We start from the raw sequence: 20,479 nt of genomic DNA, 5'->3' as shown, positions 1-20,479 counted from the left end.
GCTGACATGACCGAAGAAACCGGCCCCGAGCCCGACGCCACGCAAGCCTCCATACGCCCCGAGCCTGACTCCACGCAGGCAGTTCACCGCGAGCCTGACTCCACGCAGGCATCCCTACGCTCCGAACCCGAAGCCACCGGTGTCTACGAGCGCCTCGAACCGACCTCGGCCCAGATACGAGGAACCACGCCGTCCGCATCCTCCTCCCCGACCGGCCGCTCCACTCGATCCCGCCGCAGCCGGTCGGGACGAAAGCTGCGCCTCGGCGGCGGCCTGGTCGAAGTTCCCCCCGTCCCGCAGATCGACCCCGCATCTGCGGTGATGAGTGACCCGACGGTCCCCGAGCGCAAACGGTTCTGTTGGAAATGCAACGAACCGGTCGGCCGTAAGAGCGCAAGCACCAAGGCAACTCAGCACGGCACCTGCCCCAAGTGCGGTTCCACTTTCGACTTCCGCCCACTCCTCGAAGAGGGCGAATTGGTATCAGGTCAATACGAGGTTCAAGGGCCCATCGCGCACGGCGGCCTCGGATGGATCTACCTCGCGATCGATCGTAATGTCAGCGACAGGTGGGTAGTTCTCAAGGGACTCCTGCATTTCGGTGATTCCGAAGCGCAAGCCGTTGCGGTAGCCGAGCGTCAGTTCCTCGCCGAGGTCGCCAACCCCAGCATCGTCAAGATCTTCAACTTCGTCGAGCATCCGCGCCCGGACGGGACACCCATGGGGTACATCGTCATGGAGTACGTGGGCGGACGATCATTGCGCGAGGTGCTGGCCGAATTCCCGGACGGCAAGCACATGCCGATCGAGCAGGCAATCGGCTACGTACTGGAAATCCTTCCGGCGCTGAGCTATCTGCATTCCACCGGCCTGGCGTACAACGACCTCAAACCCGAGAACGTGATGGTCACCGAGGACCAACTGAAGCTGATCGACCTCGGCGCCGTGTCCGGGATCGAAGACTACGGATACCTGTACGGCACTGCCGGCTATCAAGCGCCGGAGATCATCGAGACCGGCCCGACCATCGCCTCCGACATCTTCACCGTCGGAAGAACACTCGCGGTTCTCACCCTCGACATGCCCTCGAAGCACGGACGGTACCTCGACGGCCTTCCCGAACCCGAGGACGAGCCACTGCTGCGAGACAACGAGTTCTTCCACCGCCTGCTGCTGCGCGCCACCGACCCGGATCCGAAGAAGCGTTTCCAGTCGGCCGAGGAGATCGCGGGCCAACTCACCGGCGTTCTGCGAGAAATCCTCGCGGAGCAGACCGGGCAGGAGAATCCTGGGCTCTCGCTCGTGTTCAGCAGGCAGCGAACGTCTTTCGGCACCGATGAATTGGTCGGGCAAACCGATGTGTACGTCGACGGTATCAGCCACGACGCTGCTCTCGATCCGCGCGAAGTTGCGCACGCACTTCCCATCCCGTTGGTCGACCCCACCGATCCCAGCGCGCCGTTGCTGGCGGCAGCGGTGCACAGCGAACCGTCTCAGACTCTCGATGCGTTGAAACACGCCCGCGAGAACGGAATCGACCGAACGTCAGGCACACCGGCGGCCGCCATCTCCGGCGAGGTCCGACTGGCCGAGGCCAAGGCTCATCTCGATCTCGGCGATCCGGAGACCGCGCTGAGTGTTCTGGACGAACTCCAGCAGAGCATCGGTGATCACTGGAAGATCGAGTGGTATCGAGGGCTTGCAGCGTTGCAACTGGACCGATTCGAGCCCGCCTTCAGTCATTTCGAGACCGTCCTGACGGCTCTGCCGGGCGAGGCTGCACCCAAACTCGCGTTGGCGGCGACAGCAGAACTGATCCTCCAGCATTGGGAGAGCGACGACCCGGACCAATGGTGCCGCTTCTCGGAGAAGTACTACCGCACCGTCTGGCGGACCGAACGGAACTACGTCAGCGCAGCATTCGGGCTCGCCAGGCAACTCGCCGATCACGGCAACAAGAAGGCAGCCATCGCCGCCCTCGACGAAGTTCCCACGTCTTCCCGGCACTACAACGTCGCACGGATGTCGAGCGCTCTGACGATGCTGTCCGGCGTTCCGATCGCCGAACTCGACGAATCGACTCTGAGGGAAGCCGCCCGTCGCGTTCGCGCGCTACCGGCCGAGGAGAGCCGAAGTCTGCAGATGCGAACCCTGGTGTTGGGTACGGCACTCGATTGGATTCGCTACGGAAACCGCTCGCACACCGAACTCGAACCCATCCTCGACCTGCCATTCACCGAGCAGGGTCTGCGCACCGGAGCCGAAGCCTGCCTTCGCGCCCTCGCCCGCGCCACGACCTCCCGCACGCACCGCTACGCCCTCGTGGACCGGGCGAACGCGGTGCGTCCGCGCAGCAATTTCTGACGCGCTCCCCGAGATTTACAGCGCGGCCACCAAAGCCTTCGCCGCGCGGGCGATCGCCAACTCCTCGTTGGTGGGGACCACCAGCACCTCGACGGCCGACGTGGATGCGGAGATACGACGCTCGTCGCGGCTCTTCGCCTCGTTGAGAGCCGGGTCGACCTCGATTCCGAGACGGGAGAGGCCGGCAAGGCTGTCGCGTCGTACGTCGATGTTGTTCTCGCCGACACCGCCGGTGAAGGTGATGACGTCGACGCCACCGAGTTGAACGATGAAGGCGCCGATGTACTTACGGAGCATGTGTACGTAGACGTCGTAGGCAAGTTGTGCGTCTTCGTCGCCGCCCTCGGTCAGTGCGAGCAGGGCACGGAAATCGTTGACTCCCGACAGTCCCTTCAAACCGGAACGACGGTTGAGGAGGTCGTCGATCTCGTCGACCTTCATTCCCGAGTTGCGATTGAGGTGCAAGATGATGCCTGGGTCGATGTCGCCGCTGCGGGTGCCCATGACAAGACCCTCGAGCGGGGTGAGGCCCATCGTGGTGTCGATAGCCTTGCCGCCCTTGATTGCCGAGGCCGAAGCGCCGTTTCCGAGGTGCAGAACAATCTGATTCAGCTCGGCCGGATCCTTGCCGAGGAAGTCCGCGACTCGTCCCGACACGTATTCGTGTGAGGTCCCGTGGAAGCCGTATCGACGAATCTGGTTGGCCTTGGCCACATCCCGATCGATCGCGTAGGTCGACGCTGCGGCGGGCAGCGTGTGAAAGAAGGCAGTGTCGAACACTGCTACGTGCGGAACGTCTGGCAGTTCTTCGCGCGCCACCTCGATACCGATCACGTTGGCCGGATTGTGCAGCGGCGCAAGGTTCGACAAATCCGCGATGGCTTTCACGACGCCGTCGTCGATGAGCGTCGGCGAGTAGAAGATGTCACCACCGTGCACGACTCGGTGACCGACGGCGATGATTCCTGCCTCGCTCAGCGGCCGTCCGACCTCGGCGACGATGTCGAGCACCATCTTCAGTCCCGCACGGTGATCGGCGATGGGGAGGCTGCGGTCTTCGATTCCGGTGCGGTGGTTGTAGACGATGTGGCCGTCGGGTTCACCGATGCGCTCGATGAGGCCGTGCGCTACCGATTCCGCTGTATCCGGATGCACGAGTTGAAATTTGATCGATGACGAGCCGGAATTGATGACCAGTACGGTGCCGTCGCTCACGCTTACGCTCCCTGTGCCTGTATTGCCGTGATAGCCACGGTGTTGACGATGTCCTGGACCAACGCTCCACGCGAGAGATCGTTGACCGGCTTGTTCAGTCCCTGCAGAACCGGGCCGACGGCGATAGCGCCGGCGCTACGCTGCACTGCCTTGTAGGTGTTGTTGCCGGTGTTCAGGTCAGGGAACACGAACACCGTGGCCTTGCCCGCCACCAGAGAATCCGGCATCTTCTTGTCAGCGACACTCTGCTCGACGGCCGCGTCGTACTGAATGGGCCCTTCCACCAACAGGTCCGGTCGGCGCTCGCGCACCAAAGCGGTCGCGGTGCGAACCTTGTCGACGTCGGCTCCACTGCCCGAATCGCCGGTGGAGTACGAGAGCATCGCAATGCGCGGATCGATACCGAACTGCGACGCCGTCTGTGCGGACGAGATCGCGATGTCCGCCAACTGCTCCGACGTCGGGTCCGGAACCACGGCGCAGTCACCGTAGGAGAGAACGCGGTCGGCCAGGCACATCAGGAAGATGCTCGAAACCGTCGAAACTCCGGGAGCCGTCTTGATGATCTCGAACGAGGGCCGGATCGTGTGAGCGGTGGTGTGGGCGGCACCGGAGACCATGCCGTCGGCAATACCCAAGTGCACCATCATCGTTCCGAAGTACGAGATGTCGGCGATCACCTCGCGTGCCCGCTCGATGGTCATGCCCTTGTGCGCCCGCAGCGCGGTGTATTCCTGTGCGAAGCGCTCGGTGTACTCGGACTGCGCGGGCGCGAGGACCTGCGCGCCGCTGATGTCCACGCCGAGTTCCGCTGCGCGTCGACGCACACTGGGTTCGTCGCCGAGGATCGTCAGGTCGGCAACCTGGCGCTGCAGCAGCCGGCCGGCCGCGCGCAGGATCCGGTCGTCGTCACCCTCCGGGAGGACGATGTGCTTGCGATCGCGTCGAGCGCGGTCGATGAGCTTGTACTCGAACATCTGTGGGGTCACGACCGACGGAATCGGCAGTGCCAGTCGGTCCATCAGGACGTCGGCGTCGACGCGCTGTTCCATCAAGCTCAGCGCAGTGTCGACCTTTCGCTGCGAACCGACTGCCACGCGTCCGCGGGTTTGGGCTGCAGCGCTTGCGGTGTCGAAAGTGCCGAGGGTTGTCGTGAGGATCGGAAGACGCTGTTTGAGGCCGGCCATCAACGCCGCGATGGCCGGGTGCGGCGTGATCCCGCCATTCATGATGATGCCCGCGAGCGACGGAAATCCTTCCGCCTCATGCGCATTGAGCAACGCGAGCAGCACGTCCGAGCGGTCACCCGGGGCGATGACGACCATGCCCTCGACCAGACGCTCGAGGATGTGCTCGGCGGTCATGCCTCCCACCATCACCTTCAGTGCCTCGCGGTGCAGCAGTTCCGGGTCACCCGAGTACAACTCGCCGCCGGTGGCCTCCATCAACTCGGCCATCGTGGGTGAGACGAGCAACGGAATCTCCGGCAGGCTCCACGTCGGAACTCCGATGTCGGACAGGGCTGCGGTGACCTCGTCGAGCTTGTCGGGATCGCAGCGATTGGCGACGACCGCGAGCAGGTGAGCGTGGTTGGCGGCCAACTCGGCGGCGCACAGGTGCGCGAGCTGAGCAACCTCCTCGACGCTGCGCCGAGCGCCTCGAACCGCCAACAGGACCGGCGCTCCCAGGTTCACGGCGATGCGGGCGTTGAAGCTCAATTCGCTGGGGCTTGCGACGTCGGTGTAGTCACTTCCGATGATCACGACGGCGTCGCACTGCTCGGCCACGGTGTGGTACTTCGCGACGATGTCGGCCAGTGCGGCTTCGGGATCGGCGTGAACTTGCTCGTAGGTGACGCCGAGTGCGTCGGCGTAGGAGAGATCGGCAGTGGTGTGCTCTAGCAGCAGTTCGAGGATGTAGTCGGTTTCCTCGGTCGAGCGGGCGATCGGGCGGAAGACACCGACCCGGGCGACAGTCGCGCACAACATCTGCAGCACGCCAAGCGCGATGGTGGATTTTCCGGTGTCACCTTCAGGGGAGGCGACGTAGACACTCGACACGGCAGCGGGCGCTTCTGGCATGCCCAACAGCCTAGTGTGGGCCGCCGCCCACCTTGCCACTGATCGTGGTCACGCTCACGGTGCAGCCGACAACCGGCCGCTACGAGAAAGACGAACGGTGCCTGCCACACGTCGAGTGGCAGACACCGTTCAGTTGATCTCGAGGATCAGCCAAGAGCACGCAGGCGGGGCGCGAGGTCACGCTCGAACAGTTCGAGGAAGCGGCGCTGATCGTGGCCCGGTGCGTGGAACACCAGGTGATTGAGACCGGCGTCGACGTAGGCCTTGACCTGCTCGACGGCGTCGTCGGGATCGGAAGCGACGATCCAGCGCTTGGCCACCTGCTCGATGGGCAGAGCGTCGGCAGCTGCTTCCATTTCGATCGGATCCTCGATGCTGTGCTTCTGCTCCGGCGTCAGGGAAAGCGGCGCCCAGAAACGCGTGTTCTCGAGTGCAGCCTCCGGATCGGTGTCGTAGCTGATCTTGATCTCGATCATCTTGTCGATGTCGGCGACGTCGCGCTCGGCCTTGGCCGCGCCCTCGGCAACCGCCGGAAGCAACTTCTCGGTGTAGAGCTCCATGCCCTTGCCGGAAGTGCAGATGAAGCCGTCACCGGCACGTCCCGCGTACCGGGCGACAACGGGTCCACCGGCCGCGATGTACACGGGAATCCCACCCTCGGGGACGTCGTAGATCGACGCGCCACGAGTGGTGAAGTACTCGCCTTCGAAGTCGACACGATCGCCCAGCCACAGCTCACGCATCAGCCGCACCGACTCACGCAGGCGCGCGAAGCGTTCCTTGAACTCGGGCCACTCGCCCTGGAAGCCCGTGGCGATCTCGTTGAGAGCCTCACCGCTGCCGACGCCGAGCATGATGCGCCCCGGGTAGAGACATCCCATCGTCGCGAACGCCTGAGCGATGACCGCCGGGTTGTAGCGGAACGTCGGCGTCATCACGGACGTGCCGATCTGCACGCGCTCGGTGCGCTCACCGACGGCCGTCATCCAGGCGAGCGAGAACGGCGCGTGTCCACCGTTGTGGCGCCACGGCTGGAAATGATCGCTCACCGCAACGGAATCCATGCCGTGCTGCTCTGCCAGAACTGCCAGCTCTACCAGTTCGCGAGGGCCGAATTGCTCAGCCGATGCCTTGTATCCGAGCTTGAGTTCCTGCGCCACCGTGCACTCCCTTGTCGTCTGTTTCGTTTACTTCTCTGACGTGCTTCTCGTTCTTTGCAGACTATCCAGACACCGCTCGGACTTCTCTGCGTATCTCACGAGGTATCTCAGCGAGCGAGGCTGGTAACCACCGTTGCCACGCCGGCCGCGACGGCAACCCCGGCCAATGCCAGTGCGAACAGCCACAGCGCATGCGGTTCCGGCATCGCCGCTCCGTCCTCGAGCGCCTTCTTCACCTGTAGCCAGCGTCGCATACCGACGAGGGCGGCTGCTGCCGAGAGTGCGATCAACGTCAGACCGAGCGCCGTGCGAACCCACCCTGTACTCCACTCGGGGACCAACTGGACGACGGCAATGCCGCCCGCCAGCAGGGCAAGCGAGCTACGCATCCACGCGAGGAAGGTGCGCTCGCTGGCAAGGGTGAATCGCTCGTCCGGGCGGTTCGGTTCACTCATGCGTGCTCGCCTCCGTGGGGTGCCACCAGATCCGGGTCCTGACGCCAGTCGTAGACGACCTCGGTGCGCAGAACGATGTCCTGCAACGATCGTCGCCGTCGATCGACCGCCGACCACAGCAATCCGAAGGCGAAGAGCACACAGAGCACCGCACGGATGAAGGCGAGCGGCCAACGGACCAACCGGTGACCCGACGTGATCACCCGCAACCCCATCACGAGGGAACCGACAGTTCGGCCGGTGGTCGCCCAGCAGGCAGTCAGGTAGGCCACCGAGACGCCGAGAAATGCCGTCGTGGACAGGAAGATTCCCGGTTCCGAGAACGTGAAACTCTGCGGCGAGAAGAGCAATCGAACAAAGGCCAAGGCCACGTACACGGAACCCATCAGGATCAGCACGACGCCCAGGTCGATCAGTCCGGCGAGGCCACGGGTGACGATTCCGGCCGGGCCGGAATTCTCCTGGGCCACTAGCGTTCACCTGCGTTCGTGTCCGGATGCGGCTCGTGTGAGGGTGGTGCGTTGTCGCGGCCGAACAATCGTCCGACGAACCCGGCGACAGCGTCGTCCGCCTGCATCCCCTGCACGCGCGCCCCGTGCACGGCTTCGGTGGAGAGTGAACCGGTCGATTCACGAATCATCTGTGGGAGGTCGACACCCTCGATGACCTGGTCGGCGATCTTGAGGAGGTCGACGCGGTCGATCTGGCGCTCGAGGTCGACGCTGTCGACGATGCCGTCGAGGTCGAGGCGATCGATCACTGCTTTGACGTCGAGTCGGCTCGCGATCGCATCGACGTCGACGCGATCGATGATCGGTTCGAGCGAGACCCGTTCGGCAATCTTGTCCACGTCGATGTTCTCGGCGATCTTGTCGATGTCCACGTGGTCCACGACGATCTTCGTGATGTCGACTTCGGCAAGAGCAGCGTCGACGACAGCTTTGATCACCGTTCTCAACGTGGAATCGGCAAATTCCGCTGTCGAGCGAATCGCTTCCGTGCCGCGGGTGGCGACCTGGGTGATCGCGTCGTCGAGTGCGTCACCGACAACGGGGATCCGCTGCACCGAATCAATGGCGAGACCAGCGGTTCTGCGCGCCGCACCAGCCGTGATCGCGGCCAGCCCGAAGGCCAGCCGAATCACGTCGGATTCGGGGTGATGCGACTGCGATCCCACGCAATTGTCTCCATCTTCTTACCGGACTGTTATCCGGACATTCGTCACTCTCCTTCGCATTGTGCCACTGTTGGTAGGCACAAATACGCTGTCCGGCTTGCGCCAGGGGGAAATAATGAAGGCACGTCGATTCACGGTCCGATTGACGATGGCGGTGGCCATGGCTGCCGGCTTTCTCGGCCTCAGCGCGCCGACCGCGAGCGCGGATTCAGTGGTCAGCCGCATCGATGTCTACTCCCCCTCCATGGACCGCTGGATCGCCAACGACGTGATTTCCCCGGCCGGCGGTGGCCCCGCCCCGACCTTCTACCTTTTGACCGGCGTCGGCGGCGGTGAGGACGGGATCTCTTGGTTCAACAACACCGGAGTTCGTGACTTCTTCGACGACAAGCACGTCAACGTGGTCATGCCGGTCGGCGGCAAGTTCAGCATGTACACCGACTGGAACGCCGACGATCCGGTGCTCGGCCGCAACAAATGGCAGACGTACCTCACCAAGGAACTACCGGCAGCGGTCAACGCTCGATACAACACGACCGGCGTCAACGCACTCGGCGGCGTGTCGATGGCCGGTGGACCGGTTCTGGACCTCGCGATCCAGTCGCCGGGCACCTACCGCGCCGTCGGCTCGTACAGCGGCTGCCCGCGCGCCGGCGACCCGCTCGGCCAGGCTGCGGTGCGCTCGATGGTCGAGATACTCGGCGGAGGAAACGCAGCCAACATGTGGGGGCCGTGGGGTAGCCCACAGTGGGCTGCTCACGACCCGCTGATCAATGCCGAGAAACTACGCGGCACAGCGCTGTTCATCTCCACCGGCAACGGCCTTCCCGGTCCGGTGGACGGAATCAACTCATTGGCGATGGCTGCCGGAGTCGTTCCCGGCGCTGTGCTCGAAGGCATCACCAACATGTGCACCGCTGCCCTACAGGGTCGATTCGGTCAGCTCGGCATTCCCGCGACGTTCAGCTTCCGACCTGAAGGCACCCACACCTGGGGACTCTTCGAAGCCGACATGCGTGCGTCGTGGCCGATGATCGCGGGCGCGATCGGGGCGTAAGCCTCACGGCCCTCCTTCAAGCCATGGCGTCAGGTGAGACTGCGCGCCCAGTCCCGCATCCCGGCGGGGCCAGTGCCAGTGGCGTATTCAGCGAACCACACCCGGGACACGCCGAGTGTGATCCCGGCACCCATGCACATCAGGCATGGTTCGAGATTGACCGCCAATGTCAATTCTCCTGACGCTCGAGTGAACCCGAGAGCCTCGTCGGCCTGCAAGATCGCTTGAAGGTCCGCATGGACTACCCGTCGGCCGAGTGCCCGTTCTTGCGTGTACGCCCGCCCGAGCACACGGTCGTCGTCGAACACGACTGCCCCGATCGGCATCTCCCCGAGTTCCATGCCCTCACGCGCTACGTCAAGAGCAAGGGAAAGCGCATCTCGGGGCGAAAACATCACTCGACACTAGTAGACCAAGGCAAGCTCATGCTGCCAGTAGTGCGGGTAGCCCCCATTCCTTGGCAAGCAGCTCGTACGAGCGCAGGCGATCCTCGTGTCGATGGGTCACCCCGGTGATCACCAATTCGTCCGCTCCGGTCAGCTTCTGCAAACTGTCGAGTCTGTCGGCGACGGTGGTGGGTGAACCGACGAACTGCGTGATCAGCCGATCCTCCACTACTGCTTTGTCGGCATCGGAAAGTGGGAGCGCTGTGGCCGGATCGGGGTACGGGATGGCGCCGTGCCCGCTGCGAATGCTGTGTGTCCAGTGCCCGAACGTAGACGCCAACTCCCTCGCCGTCGCATCATCTTCCGCAGCAACAACATCCGCGGAGACGACGACATACGGCTCCGACAGAACTGCCGACGGTCGGAATGCTGCACGGTATGCCTCGACGGCATCGAGCGTACTCGAGGGCGCCACATGGTAATTCGCGCCGAACGGCAATCCGAGTCGTCCGGCGAGTTCGGCACTGGGGCCTGCGCTGCTTCCGAACACCCACAATTCGACGTCGGCGTCCTCACCGGGACTGGCGTGCAATTCGATGCCGTCGCGGGTGCGGTGAGTGCCGTTCAGGAGCGAGAGTATGTCGTCGACCTGCTGCTCGAAATCGGGCGCCTGTGCGCCCGGAAACGCCAATGCCTCGAACGACGCCTGCAATCTCGGTGAGGTGAGAAGACCGGTTGGATCGAAGGGCGCCGGGATCACGACGCCGTCGCGTACGACGGTCTCCCGCTTCGATTCTGCCGGGGCGGGCGTTCCGGCAGCGACGGCACGAAGTGCCTCCACCCGACGCTGTCCGCTGCGCCCGATACCGAGATCGATACGACCCGGATACAACGCTTCGACGGTACCGAAGGCCTCGACCACCTGAGCTGCCGTGTTGTTGCCCAGCAGCACGGCGGCCGAGCCGACGCGAATGGTGTTGGTCGCGGCCGCAATCAGTCCGACCAGAACGGCCGGTGACGAGCTGGCTACGCCGACGAAGTGGTGTTCGGCGACCCAGTACCTCTTGTATCCCCACGCTTCGGCAGAACGAGCGAGGTCCAGCGAGTTCCGCAAGGCCTGGCGGGCCGTTTCACCCTCACTGATCGGAGAGAGGTCGAGTACGGACAGCGGCGCGCTCACCTCGGTCCGCTTTCGGAGCGGGTGTCCGGTGTCTTCTCGCCGGCTTCCACCGCGAACGCCAGGCGGTTCTCGGCGGGGGCGACGGGGCACGTCGCGTAATCGGTGAAGGCGCAGGGCAGGTTCGACGCCCGATTGAAATCGAGGGCTACCGCACCACCGGGCTCCGGTGCGCTCACGTGCAGCGAGCGTGCGGCCGGGTAGGTGGATACACCACTGGTCGCGTCGGTGAACAGGATGTGAAAGCCGTTGTCCTTGCCCGCGAACGCAATCAGCGTATGCGTTGCACCATCGTGTTCGAAGCTGATGGTTCCGCGGGCGTCGTGATGATGCTCGAGGCGCTCGACGACCGCACCCGTCGTCACCGTGCGAGCCTCCTCGAAAGCTGTGAAGACACCCTCGACGCGCCACTGCGGGTTCGGCTCGAAGGTCGGGATACCACTGAACTGCGCCAATGTCGGGGCCGACGAATCGTGGATCCGCAGAGCCACCTCGCCGGTGCGGCGGATGACCTCGACCAACCGCGCGCCCTGCTTGACGATCAGTCCCGGCGCACCCTCGATCGGATTCAGAGTGACTGAACCGTCCACTGCGACGCCGTCGATCGAGAGGTCGTCGGCCGGCGTCGCGGTGACGACAACGGCATTCGCGTCGGCGCGCCACGCACCGGGCAGGTCTGTGAAGGTGGAATCGGTGTCAACCAGCCAATGCAACGCAGTCAGGCTCAGCCAGCCGAGTGGTTCACTGAAGGTGGCGTCGCGCGAGGCATGCCAAGCATTCCACTCGCCGGTGAAGGTGCTGGTGGAAGTGTCGGTAACGGTCATGATGCGCGGACTCCTTCAGCCTGCTCGTACGGGTGGCGCAGCCCGAGATGGCTGCGCAGGGTGGTTCCTGAGTATTCGGTCCGGAAACTGCCGCGGTCCTGTAGTTCTGGTACGACGGTATCGATGAACTCGTCGAGGCCCGCGGGGGTGATGTGGGGAACGAGGATGAATCCGTCGCTCGCGTCGCCCTGGACGTAGGTGTCGATCTCGGCAGCCACTTCCGCTGCACTACCCACGAACTGTTGGCGGGCAGTTACTTCGATGATGAGTTCACGGATGCTGAGGTTTTCGGCCTCGGCCTTGGCGCGCCACTGATCTGCGACCGCTCGCGGATCCTTGACGTGGCGGACGCGTCCGCGGGTGATGTTGACGTCGTCCGACGGATCTTCCTTCGGCAACGGGCCGTCGGCGTCGTACTGGGAAAGGTCTCTGCCCCAGACTTGTTCGAGAAAAGCGATGGCAGTCTGGGGTCCGACCTGCTGCCGCCGGATGTGATACGCCTTCTCCTGTGCGTCCGCGGCGTTGTCACCGAGCACGAAGGTGGCGGCGGGGAGAATCTTGAGGTCTGCGTGCGTGCGTCCGTACTTGGCCAAGCGTCCCTTTACGTCGGCGTAGAACGTCTTGCCTGCTTCGAGCGTTCCGTGCCCGGTGAAGATGGCGTCTGCCTTGGCGGCGCCGAACTCGCGTCCTTCGTCGGAGTCACCTGCCTGCAGCAGGACTGGGTGTCCTTGGGGACTCCGAGGTACTTCGAAGCGTCCGGTGATGTCGAACTGCTTACCGGAGTGTTGGAACTGACCGACCTGCTGGTCGGTGGCAAAAACGCCGCGCTCACGGTCGACGATCGGACGATCGATGCTCCAACTGTCCCACAGCGTCCGTACTGCGTCGACCAACTCGTTTGCGCGTGCGTACCGCTCGGAATGCTCCAGATACCCACCGCGGCGGAAGTTCTCACCGGTAAAGGCATCCGAAGAGGTGACCAGGTTCCACGCGGCGCGGCCGTCGGAGAGATGATCGAGCGTCGAGAACTGCTTGGCCAACTCGTACGGCTCGTTGAACGTGGTGTTGATCGTCCCGGCCAGACCGAGATGCGTTGTCACACCGGCAACCGCGTTGAGAATACTGAAGGTGTCCGGGCGACCGACCACGTCGAGGTCGTGAATCTTGCCCTGATGCTCGCGCAGGCGCAAACCCTCTGCGAGGAAGAAGAAGTCGAACAATCCGCGTTCGGCACTGCGTGCGAGATGCTCGAACGAGCTGAACTCGATCTGGCTCTTGGACGCCGGATCGGTCCACACCGTGGTGTTGTTCACGCCGGGGAAGTGAGCGCCCAGATGAACTTGCTTGCGAATCCTGTTCTGTGTCATCGGTGTTCCTGTTCTTTGCTCGCGCTACGCGAACTGATTGACGGGCAACTCGAAACCCAACCGCTCGCGCAGCGTCGGGCCGGTAGTCGGTCGCGGATTGAGATTCGGCACCACGTCCGCCGCGATCTTCTCCACTGCGGCAGCCAAAGCCAAGGGCCGCAGGACAACACCGTCGACCCCGGCCAGCCCACCGATCTCGCGAAGGAGGACAGTCAGGCCGGCGCTGTCACCGCGATAGAACAGCGAATGCGGGGCGTACGGCGCTCCCGCCCATTCCTCGAGTTCGGCCAGAGCGTCGTCGGCGGCTCCGCGATCAGCGCCGAGAAGCACGTCGACGTCGAGGAGAACCCTGACGCTGCGCCCGAGGGCAGCGGCGTTCGCGTGGACCAGCTTGGCCGTGGCGTTGGCCTCGCCGAGGTCGGTTGCCGAGATCCGAATCAGATCTCCGCGCGCAACAGCGAGCTCGCGTGCCTCCGGCCTGCTCGCGTCGACTGCGATCAGCGGCTGCCCCTGCGGGGAGCGCGGCGTGATGGACGGCCCCTTGACGGAAAAGTTCTTTCCCTCGAAGTCGATGTAGTGCAGCTTGTCTCGATCGATGAATCGTCCGCTCGCAGCGTCCCGTATCTCGGCGTCGTCCTCCCAGCTGTCCCACAGCCGACTGACCACCTCGACAGCCTCGGACGCTTCCTCCCACGCGGACTCGGGGCCCTGCACTGCCTTTCGGCCGAACAACGACGCCTGCTCAGCGGTGTCGGACACCGCGACCTGCCAGCCGGCCCGCCCCGCTGAGGAGTAGTCGATACTCGCGACGGCCTTGGAGATGTGGAACGGCTCGGTGTGCGTGACTGTCGCGGTGGAAATCAGGCCGATACGCGAGGTCACAGCACTCAGCCGCGCCGCAGTTGCAACTGCCTCCAATCTGCCCCGCACTGCGTGCTGGCCCTCGGATTGCAGTCCGAACGAGTCAGGGAGGAACGCCAGATCCACCCCACCCCGATCCGCGGCGGTCACCAGGTCCACCCAGTACGAGGGCGTGAACAGATCTTCGGCGCGCGAATCCTCGCGTCGCCAGGAGTACGGATGAGCTCCGGTTCCCTCGAATTCGAGGCCGACCAGGAATGCTCCGGAACTACGCTCGGACATGTTCGGCCTTTCGTGTCGAATGATCCCGCCCGGGGATCGCGTCGAGAAGTGTGCGTGTGTACTCGTTTCGGGGATTGTCGAAAATCTCGGTGGTAGTGCCGATTTCGAGCAATCGCCCGGCCTGCATGACGCCGACGACGTCGCTGATCTGGCGAACAACCGCAAGATCGTGGGAGATGAAGAGATAGGTCAGGCCCAGTTCGCGCTGCAACTCGTCGAGTAGCGCCAGAATCTGCGCTTGCACCGAGACGTCGAGAGCGGACACAGGTTCGTCGAGAACGAGCAGGTCCGGCTTCAACGCAAGCGCACGAGCGATCGCCACCCGTTGACGCTGGCCGCCCGAGAGTTCGGCCGGTTTGCGGCTCAGGAACTGCTCGGGAAGTGCAACCTGATCGAGCAACTCTGCTGCACGACTCTGCTGCTGGCTGCGTCCACCAACCTTGAAGGCCCGCAGCGGCTCCGCAACGATGTCCTGGACGGACAATTTCGGGTCGAGTGATGCATAGGGGTTCTGGTACACGAGCTGGATCTTTCGGCGCAGCTCGCGCAGATCGCTGCCCTTGACCTTCGTGATGTCGTGTCCGTCGAAGGAGATGGTGCCGGCATCCGCCTGCTCCAACCGCACGGCGATGCGCGCCGTGGTCGACTTGCCGGAGCCCGACTCCCCCACCAACGACACCGTCTGACCACGCGGAACGGTCAGCGATACCTCGTTCACCGCGGTGATCGAACTCCCGCGTCCGACGTTGAAACGCTTGGTGATTCCGGTCAACGTCAGCAGCGGGCTCGTATCCTGACGGACCGGCCGATCGACCGGTCCCGAGGACAGGCTCGGAGCCGAGTCGAGCAGCTTCTTCGTGTACTCGTGTCGCGGGTTGTCCAGAATATCTGCGGTGCGGCCGGATTCGACGATCCTGCCGCCCTGCATCACCAGGATCCGGTCCGCGCGGTCTGCGGCCACACCCAGGTCGTGCGTGATCAGGAGCACGGCGGCACCGGATTCGGCGATTCGCTCGTCCAGGTGGTCGAGGATGCGTCGTTGAACCGTGACGTCCAGAGCGCTGGTCGGCTCGTCGGCGATGATGAGGGCGGGGTTCGCGACAAGCGCGATACCGATCAGAACGCGTTGCCGCATACCGCCGGAGAGCTCGTGCGGGTACTGGCGTGCTCGGATTTCCGGCCGGTCGATACCCGCGCGCTCGAGCACCTCGACGGCGTCCAACCGGGCTTTGCGACGGTCTGCGAGGCCGTGGATCCGGAGGACTTCTGCAACCTGGTCGCCGATCCTCGTCACCGGGTTGAGCGAGGTCGTCGGATCCTGCGGCACCAAACCGATACGCGCGCCGCGGATTCGCTGCCACGCACGGTCGGAATACGAGTCGATCTGTTCACCCTCGAACTCGACGGTCCCGCCGGTGACGTGGCCACTGCCGGCGAGCAGACCCAATATCGCGTGTGCCGTGGTCGACTTACCGGAACCCGATTCCCCGACCACCGCAACTACTTCGCCCCGACCGACGGTGAAGCTCACGCCGGATACCGCGGGTTCGGCGCCGTAGGCGATCTGTAAGTCGGTGACGGAGAGCAACTGTTCCTCGGTCGTGCTCATCGCCGGTTGTTCCTTTCGATCTCGTGGCCGATACGGTGTGCCGAGATGACCACGGCGACAATCGCGAGACCGGGAAGTGTTGTCATCCACCAGGCATTGGCGAGGAAATTACGTCCCTCGGATACCAGCGATCCCCATTCCGGGGTAGGCGGAACGGCGCCGAATCCCAAGAAGCTCAGAGCCGACACCGCCAGTACTGCCTGCCCGAACTCGACAGCGGACAGCGCGACCACCGGCGCGTAGGAGTTGGGAAGCACGTGCCGACGCAGGACACCGAGCCACTGCACACCTGAACTGAACGCAGCCTCGACGTACTGAGCTCCGCGCACCCGCATCACTTCGGCACGCATCACTCGCGCGAAATTGGCGACCATACTGACGCCGACCGCGATGGCGACGTTGATGGTGCCGAAGCCGAGTGCGGTGACAAGGGCCAACGAGAGCAGCAGTGCCGGAATGGACAGCAGCACGTCGACGATGCGCATCAGCACGGCGTCGACGACGCCACCGACAAAGCCCGCGAGCAAACCGATTATCGATCCCGCCACCAATGCGATTCCGACCGCCACCAAGGTTGCGGTCAGGGACAGCGCGGCGCCGTGCACGAACCGTGTGTACAGGTCACGTCCGAGATTGTCGGTTCCGAACCAGTGAGCCAGGCTCGGGCCCTGCAGTTTGTCCGCCGGGACACCGGACAACGGATCGCCGCTGGCGAAGAATCCGGGTGCGACGGCAAAGCCGATGGCAAGCAACACGATCAACACCGGAATCACCAAGCCGGGCTTTCGGATCCAGCCGATGGCCGTGGACTTTCGGCGCGAAACAACAGGTGTCTTCGCCTCGACGCTCGGATCGAGGAGTAGGGGTTCGATCAATGTGTCAGACATGAGCCGGCTCCAGATCGGTCGAGCTTTCGGTATTCGACTTTTCGGTGTGACTCTTCTTCGTCTGGATGATCCGTGGATCTATCAAGGGGTAGAAGAGGTCGACCGCGAGGTTGACGAGCACGAACACGAGAGAGGCGAACACAACGACTCCCTGCACCACCGGGATGTCCTGCGCCATCACCGACGTCTGTGTCAGACGGCCGACGCCCGCGCGAGAGAACACCGTTTCCACAACCACCGAGCCGGCGAGCAGCGTGCCGACCAGCACACCGGCAATGGTGAATGCCGGAATGCTCGCCAGTCGCAACGCGTGACGGGTCTGCACGCGCCAACGGCTTGCGCCCTTGGCGTACGCAGTCTCCACGTGCGGCGAACGTAGCGTCGACTGCAGGCTGGTCGTGAGCACCTGCGCGATCACCGCGCCGGTCGGGATCGCCAAGGTGATCGCCGGAAGAATCACCGTTGCGAATCCCTTGTCTCCGAATGCCGGGAAGATGTGCAGACGGAACGAGAAGAGTTGCAGAAGAATCAGGCCCACCCAGAAAGTGGGCACTGCCACACCCAGCGGCGGCAGAGAGAACAACAGGTTCGCGAGCCACCGCTTGCGGGTGTAGGTAGCGAAGAACGCGATCGCCACTCCGAACAACACGGCCAGAACCAAGGCGGTGGTTGCCAGCACCAGAGTGCTGGGCAGCGCCGAGAAGATGGCATCCGTCACCGGCTGACCGGTGGAGATCGATGTACCGAAATCGCCGCGAAGAGCATTCGTCAGCGACGTCCAGTACTGCACCCACACCGACTGGTCCAAGCCGTACCGCGCCCGAAGCTGATCGAGCGCAGCCTGATCCACTGCAACACCCTGACCGGACGAGTCGGCAGCCATGCTGACGGGATCACTCGGCAGGAGGAACAGAATCACGAACGAGATGGTGAAGGCGGCCCACAGGACCACTGCGGCCTGACCCAGTCGGGTGAGTACGTATCGAGTCATGATTACTTACCCGACAACCATGCGTCGTAGAACTGCAGGCGTGAGGAGGCTTCGAAGTTCAGGTCCTGCACACTCGATCCGGCGCCGATGGCCTGTGAGAGCTCGATGGTGGGGATGGAGAGTCCACGGTCGAGGATCAATTCCTGTGCAGTGGATACCAGTTCGCCGCGTTGGCCGTTGTCCGTGGCTGCAAGCTGGTCTGTGAGTACCTTGTCGAGCTCCGGATCTGCGCCGCGACGGTTCAGGTTGCGGCCCTCGGTGCTGAACGATGCCCGCAGGATGTCGGCGTCCGCGCGAGTGCTGTTGTAATACAGCGAATCGTAATCACCCGATACTCCCTTCTCGGTCCATTCACCGTTCGAGACCAGGTTGAGCTGCAGGTCGACGCCGACCTTCTTGAGCTGCTGCTGTACGAGCTCGAGGATGGCCTGGTTACCCGAGAACACCGGACTGAAGGTGACGCTGAAAGTGAGCTTCTGCCCGTCCTTCTCGCGGATACCGTCGCTGCCGGCCTTCCAACCAGCCGCGTCGAGAAGCTTCGCCGACTTGTCGGCGTCGTACGTCACGACACTGGATTCGTCGCTGTAGAGCGGAGTGGTGTGAGCCAACGGGCTCGTGGCCGGGAAGAACGACGGATCCAGAACGGTGTCGACGAGTTCTTGGCGGTTGATCGCGGGAATGATGGCCTGGCGAACAGCCTGATCGGCGAGAACGCCGCGACTGACGTTTGGCTGGAAGAAGAAGCTCACACCCGGGTTCGGCCTTGTGAGGATTCGTCCGCCTGCGCCCTCGATCTGCGGCGCATCCTGCGGAAGCGCATCGCTGACCGCATCGAGCTGGCCGGAGGCCACGCTGCCTGCCCGCACACCGGATTCGGGGACCACCGTGAAGTCGACGCCGTCGAGGTAGGCCTCACCCTGATGCGCGACCGCGTCCGACGCCCAGTTGTATCCCGCACGCTTGGCGATCTTGACGCTCTTGTCCTGCTGCCAGTCGGTGTACACGAACGGTCCGGAGGCGATCACCGCTGCACCGGGGCAGCGCTGCTCGGATGCCAGCGCGGTGGTGGAATCGGCGAGGATTCCGAGCTGTGGCGTCGAAGTTGCCTGCAGGAACTGAACATTGGGTCCGGAGAAATTGATCTTCGCCGTGTGAGCATCTACGACGTCGGTACCGGTGTACGAGGACAGGTAACTCTTCGCCAACGACGCGTTCGGTCCGAGATTCTTGACCGAGTCGAAGGTCTTCTTCACCGAATCCGCCGTCACCGGGGTGCCGTCGCTGAAGGTGGCGTCGTCGCGAAGGACGAACGTGAAGCTAGCGGCGTCGGGGCTGATCTCCCAGCTCTTGGCGAGCCACGGGGTGATCTCTCCGGTGTCGGGATTTTGATCGGTCAGCGAATCCACCACGGTCCGAGTGACATACACGGTCTGGTTACTGCCGGCCTGGGCCGGATCGGCGCACGTCGGCGCCTGCGACAGACCATAGCGAAGGGTTCCGCCGGACTGGGCGGGGCCTGCGTCGGCAGCACTGTCACTCCCGCTGCTGCAGCCGGCGAGGACGGTGCCGAGAACCGAGACAGCACCGATACCGGCGATTACGGTCGCGCGTTTGCGGGCACCGAATGAGGGCGAAGACACCAAGAACTCCTAAAGAGGCATGCCGAAGAGCGCACCCGTCGCCTGAGACGAGAAAGGCGATCGAGCACGAATCACTTGTGAGAGAATAGAAAACAGACTTGTCGACGACTCGCCTGAGTGTGAATGACTGACCGAGGTCAGTTGGTACAGAAAGATCCCGCGGTGCGGCACAGGTCTACGTGACGACGCGACCAGGCGGTATCGAAACCGCCTTCGACTGCATTCATTTCGTGTTCCTCCATCGGTCCTGGCGGTAGCACCCGCACCCGATCACTCGGGGGGTTGCTGCGACTTCAATGAGCCAGGTCTCTCGGTCGCTCTGGATGGTCGTTCGCAAGTGTACGAGGTTAAACCCGGGTGTTGTCAACCCGGTCGGTAGGAATTGCTGCTCGAGTCACATTTTCGAGGACCCGAAGTTGTTTCTCGAACGGGTGGATGCCCACCTCTTCGGGCGAGAGTGAAGCGTCGTAAAGCGGTGTGTATCCACTGGACAGATACAGCGCGACGGCCTCGGGTTGCCGAGGACCCGTCGTGAGAAACACCCGGTTGTATCCACGAAGTTCGATCTCTCGTTCCAACTCGCGAACGACGGCCTTGCCGAGGCCGCGCTTCCGATAGTCGACCGATGTCCAGATTCTCTTCAGTTCGGCAGTGGTGGAATCGAATTGACGAAACGCACCACCGGCGATCGGCAGACCGTCGTGGGTGAGCACCAGAAGCGCACCCTGCGGGTAGGCAAATTCTTCTGCCGGATACGTCGTGAGATCCTCGAGCATCGCTTCGCGAGTCCCGCCGTAACGCGAACTGTATTCGAGTGCCAACTCCGCGATCAGTGGAGCTGCCAAGGGATCGTCCTGCGATACCGAATAGACCTCTACCGCTCCGACACCCTCGAGCTGTCGAGTTCCGAGCTCCAGTGCCACAACACTTTCCTCCATGAATCTGG

At 63.6% G+C, this 20,479-nt stretch carries 19 protein-coding genes and 1 riboswitch; of the genes, 2 read left to right on the top strand and 17 right to left on the bottom strand.

Annotation, left to right across the window (positions count from 1 at the left end; all coding sequences use genetic code 11):
* Positions 1–6 precede the first annotated feature (6 nt).
* Positions 7–2,364 carry a serine/threonine-protein kinase gene (locus B0E55_RS19085; RefSeq protein WP_080910212.1) on the top strand — a complete coding sequence of 786 codons (2,358 nt, stop codon included), beginning with the start codon at positions 7–9 and terminating at the stop codon, positions 2,362–2,364.
* Between the two features lie 15 nt (positions 2,365–2,379).
* Here the strand turns inward: B0E55_RS19085 and B0E55_RS19080 are convergent, their stop codons facing one another.
* From B0E55_RS19080 to B0E55_RS19055, 6 genes are all read right to left on the bottom strand, one after another.
* Entirely contained in the window at positions 2,380–3,579 is a 1,200-nt protein-coding gene (locus B0E55_RS19080; RefSeq protein ID WP_080910211.1) for an acetate kinase, read from the bottom strand.
* 2 nt (positions 3,580–3,581) lie between these two features.
* Entirely contained in the window at positions 3,582–5,660 is a 2,079-nt protein-coding gene (pta, locus tag B0E55_RS19075) for a phosphate acetyltransferase (protein ID WP_003944313.1), read from the bottom strand.
* A gap of 146 nt (positions 5,661–5,806) precedes the next feature.
* Entirely contained in the window at positions 5,807–6,820 is a 1,014-nt protein-coding gene (fgd, locus tag B0E55_RS19070; RefSeq protein ID WP_003944371.1) for a glucose-6-phosphate dehydrogenase (coenzyme-F420), read from the bottom strand.
* Between the two features lie 107 nt (positions 6,821–6,927).
* Positions 6,928–7,275, bottom strand: coding sequence for a YidH family protein (locus tag B0E55_RS19065; RefSeq protein WP_019749510.1), 348 nt, complete (start codon positions 7,273–7,275; stop codon positions 6,928–6,930).
* Positions 7,272–7,745: an RDD family protein gene (locus B0E55_RS19060; protein WP_019749509.1), complete on the bottom strand. Its 474-nt coding sequence runs from the start codon at positions 7,743–7,745 to the stop codon at positions 7,272–7,274. The genes B0E55_RS19065 and B0E55_RS19060 overlap by 4 nt, the downstream gene beginning before the upstream one ends.
* Positions 7,745–8,452: a hypothetical protein gene (locus B0E55_RS19055; protein ID WP_019749508.1), complete on the bottom strand. Its 708-nt coding sequence runs from the start codon at positions 8,450–8,452 to the stop codon at positions 7,745–7,747. The genes B0E55_RS19060 and B0E55_RS19055 overlap by 1 nt, the downstream gene beginning before the upstream one ends.
* Positions 8,453–8,567: 115 nt before the next feature.
* Between B0E55_RS19055 and B0E55_RS19050 the strand changes: the two genes are divergently transcribed.
* Positions 8,568–9,509: an alpha/beta hydrolase gene (locus tag B0E55_RS19050; RefSeq protein WP_029538606.1), complete on the top strand. Its 942-nt coding sequence runs from the start codon at positions 8,568–8,570 to the stop codon at positions 9,507–9,509.
* Between the two features lie 29 nt (positions 9,510–9,538).
* On the opposite strand, the gene B0E55_RS19045 is transcribed toward B0E55_RS19050, so the two are convergent.
* From B0E55_RS19045 to B0E55_RS19000, 11 genes are all read right to left on the bottom strand, one after another.
* Positions 9,539–9,904 carry a nucleoside deaminase gene (locus B0E55_RS19045; RefSeq protein ID WP_241896092.1) on the bottom strand — a complete coding sequence of 122 codons (366 nt, stop codon included), beginning with the start codon at positions 9,902–9,904 and terminating at the stop codon, positions 9,539–9,541.
* 28 nt (positions 9,905–9,932) lie between these two features.
* Positions 9,933–11,075 (bottom strand): LLM class flavin-dependent oxidoreductase, encoded by a 1,143-nt coding sequence (locus tag B0E55_RS19040; RefSeq protein ID WP_080910209.1) that lies wholly within the window; start codon positions 11,073–11,075, stop codon positions 9,933–9,935.
* Entirely contained in the window at positions 11,072–11,896 is an 825-nt protein-coding gene (locus B0E55_RS19035) for a DUF1684 domain-containing protein (protein ID WP_080910208.1), read from the bottom strand. The genes B0E55_RS19040 and B0E55_RS19035 overlap by 4 nt, the downstream gene beginning before the upstream one ends.
* Entirely contained in the window at positions 11,893–13,263 is a 1,371-nt protein-coding gene (locus tag B0E55_RS19030) for an NtaA/DmoA family FMN-dependent monooxygenase (protein ID WP_060939867.1), read from the bottom strand. Before B0E55_RS19030 ends, B0E55_RS19035 begins: the two co-directional genes overlap by 4 nt.
* A gap of 24 nt (positions 13,264–13,287) precedes the next feature.
* Entirely contained in the window at positions 13,288–14,406 is a 1,119-nt protein-coding gene (locus B0E55_RS19025; protein ID WP_080910207.1) for an LLM class flavin-dependent oxidoreductase, read from the bottom strand.
* Positions 14,393–16,015 (bottom strand): dipeptide ABC transporter ATP-binding protein, encoded by a 1,623-nt coding sequence (locus B0E55_RS19020; protein ID WP_029254771.1) that lies wholly within the window; start codon positions 16,013–16,015, stop codon positions 14,393–14,395. Before B0E55_RS19020 ends, B0E55_RS19025 begins: the two co-directional genes overlap by 14 nt.
* A complete protein-coding gene (locus tag B0E55_RS19015) occupies positions 16,012–16,902 on the bottom strand; it encodes an ABC transporter permease (RefSeq protein ID WP_070797248.1) in 891 nt (296 codons plus the stop codon). Before B0E55_RS19015 ends, B0E55_RS19020 begins: the two co-directional genes overlap by 4 nt.
* Positions 16,895–17,893: an ABC transporter permease gene (locus tag B0E55_RS19010; protein ID WP_070386603.1), complete on the bottom strand. Its 999-nt coding sequence runs from the start codon at positions 17,891–17,893 to the stop codon at positions 16,895–16,897. Before B0E55_RS19010 ends, B0E55_RS19015 begins: the two co-directional genes overlap by 8 nt.
* Before the next feature lie 2 nt (positions 17,894–17,895).
* On the bottom strand, positions 17,896–19,533 hold the full coding sequence (locus tag B0E55_RS19005; protein ID WP_019749499.1) for an ABC transporter substrate-binding protein: 1,638 nt from the start codon (positions 19,531–19,533) through the stop codon (positions 17,896–17,898).
* Positions 19,534–19,670: 137 nt separating this feature from the next.
* A complete protein-coding gene (locus tag B0E55_RS32565) occupies positions 19,671–19,760 on the bottom strand; it encodes a putative leader peptide (protein ID WP_338013649.1) in 90 nt (29 codons plus the stop codon).
* A gap of 8 nt (positions 19,761–19,768) precedes the next feature.
* Positions 19,769–19,863: riboswitch (SAM riboswitch) on the bottom strand.
* Positions 19,864–19,880: 17 nt separating this feature from the next.
* Positions 19,881–20,471 (bottom strand): GNAT family N-acetyltransferase, encoded by a 591-nt coding sequence (locus B0E55_RS19000; protein ID WP_019749497.1) that lies wholly within the window; start codon positions 20,469–20,471, stop codon positions 19,881–19,883.
* Positions 20,472–20,479: the final 8 nt, after the last annotated feature.

It is taken from the genome of Rhodococcus sp. 66b, assembly GCF_002076325.1.
Classification (GTDB): Bacteria; Actinomycetota; Actinomycetes; order Mycobacteriales; family Mycobacteriaceae; genus Rhodococcus_F; species Rhodococcus_F erythropolis.
Note: the sequence above shows the minus strand (reverse complement) of the source record. Positions and strands in the feature narration are given on the sequence as shown.

Bases quoted from the DNA above. Each gene is read 5' to 3' on its own strand.
- B0E55_RS19085 (WP_080910212.1), top strand. From the start codon at position 7: ATGACCGAAGAAACCGGCCCCGAGCCCGACGCCACGCAAGCCTCCATA.
- pta (WP_003944313.1), bottom strand. From the start codon at position 5,660: ATGCCAGAAGCGCCCGCTGCCGTGTCGAGTGTCTACGTCGCCTCCCCT.
- B0E55_RS19065 (WP_019749510.1), bottom strand. From the start codon at position 7,275: ATGAGTGAACCGAACCGCCCGGACGAGCGATTCACCCTTGCCAGCGAG.
- B0E55_RS19050 (WP_029538606.1), top strand. From the start codon at position 8,568: ATGAAGGCACGTCGATTCACGGTCCGATTGACGATGGCGGTGGCCATG.
- B0E55_RS19045 (WP_241896092.1), bottom strand. From the start codon at position 9,904: ATGTTTTCGCCCCGAGATGCGCTTTCCCTTGCTCTTGACGTAGCGCGT.
- B0E55_RS19035 (WP_080910208.1), bottom strand. From the start codon at position 11,896: ATGACCGTTACCGACACTTCCACCAGCACCTTCACCGGCGAGTGGAAT.
- B0E55_RS19030 (WP_060939867.1), bottom strand. From the start codon at position 13,263: ATGACACAGAACAGGATTCGCAAGCAAGTTCATCTGGGCGCTCACTTC.
- B0E55_RS19025 (WP_080910207.1), bottom strand. From the start codon at position 14,406: ATGTCCGAGCGTAGTTCCGGAGCATTCCTGGTCGGCCTCGAATTCGAG.
- B0E55_RS19020 (WP_029254771.1), bottom strand. From the start codon at position 16,015: ATGAGCACGACCGAGGAACAGTTGCTCTCCGTCACCGACTTACAGATC.
- B0E55_RS19015 (WP_070797248.1), bottom strand. From the start codon at position 16,902: ATGTCTGACACATTGATCGAACCCCTACTCCTCGATCCGAGCGTCGAG.
- B0E55_RS19010 (WP_070386603.1), bottom strand. From the start codon at position 17,893: ATGACTCGATACGTACTCACCCGACTGGGTCAGGCCGCAGTGGTCCTG.
- B0E55_RS32565 (WP_338013649.1), bottom strand. From the start codon at position 19,760: ATGAATGCAGTCGAAGGCGGTTTCGATACCGCCTGGTCGCGTCGTCAC.
- B0E55_RS19000 (WP_019749497.1), bottom strand. From the start codon at position 20,471: ATGGAGGAAAGTGTTGTGGCACTGGAGCTCGGAACTCGACAGCTCGAG.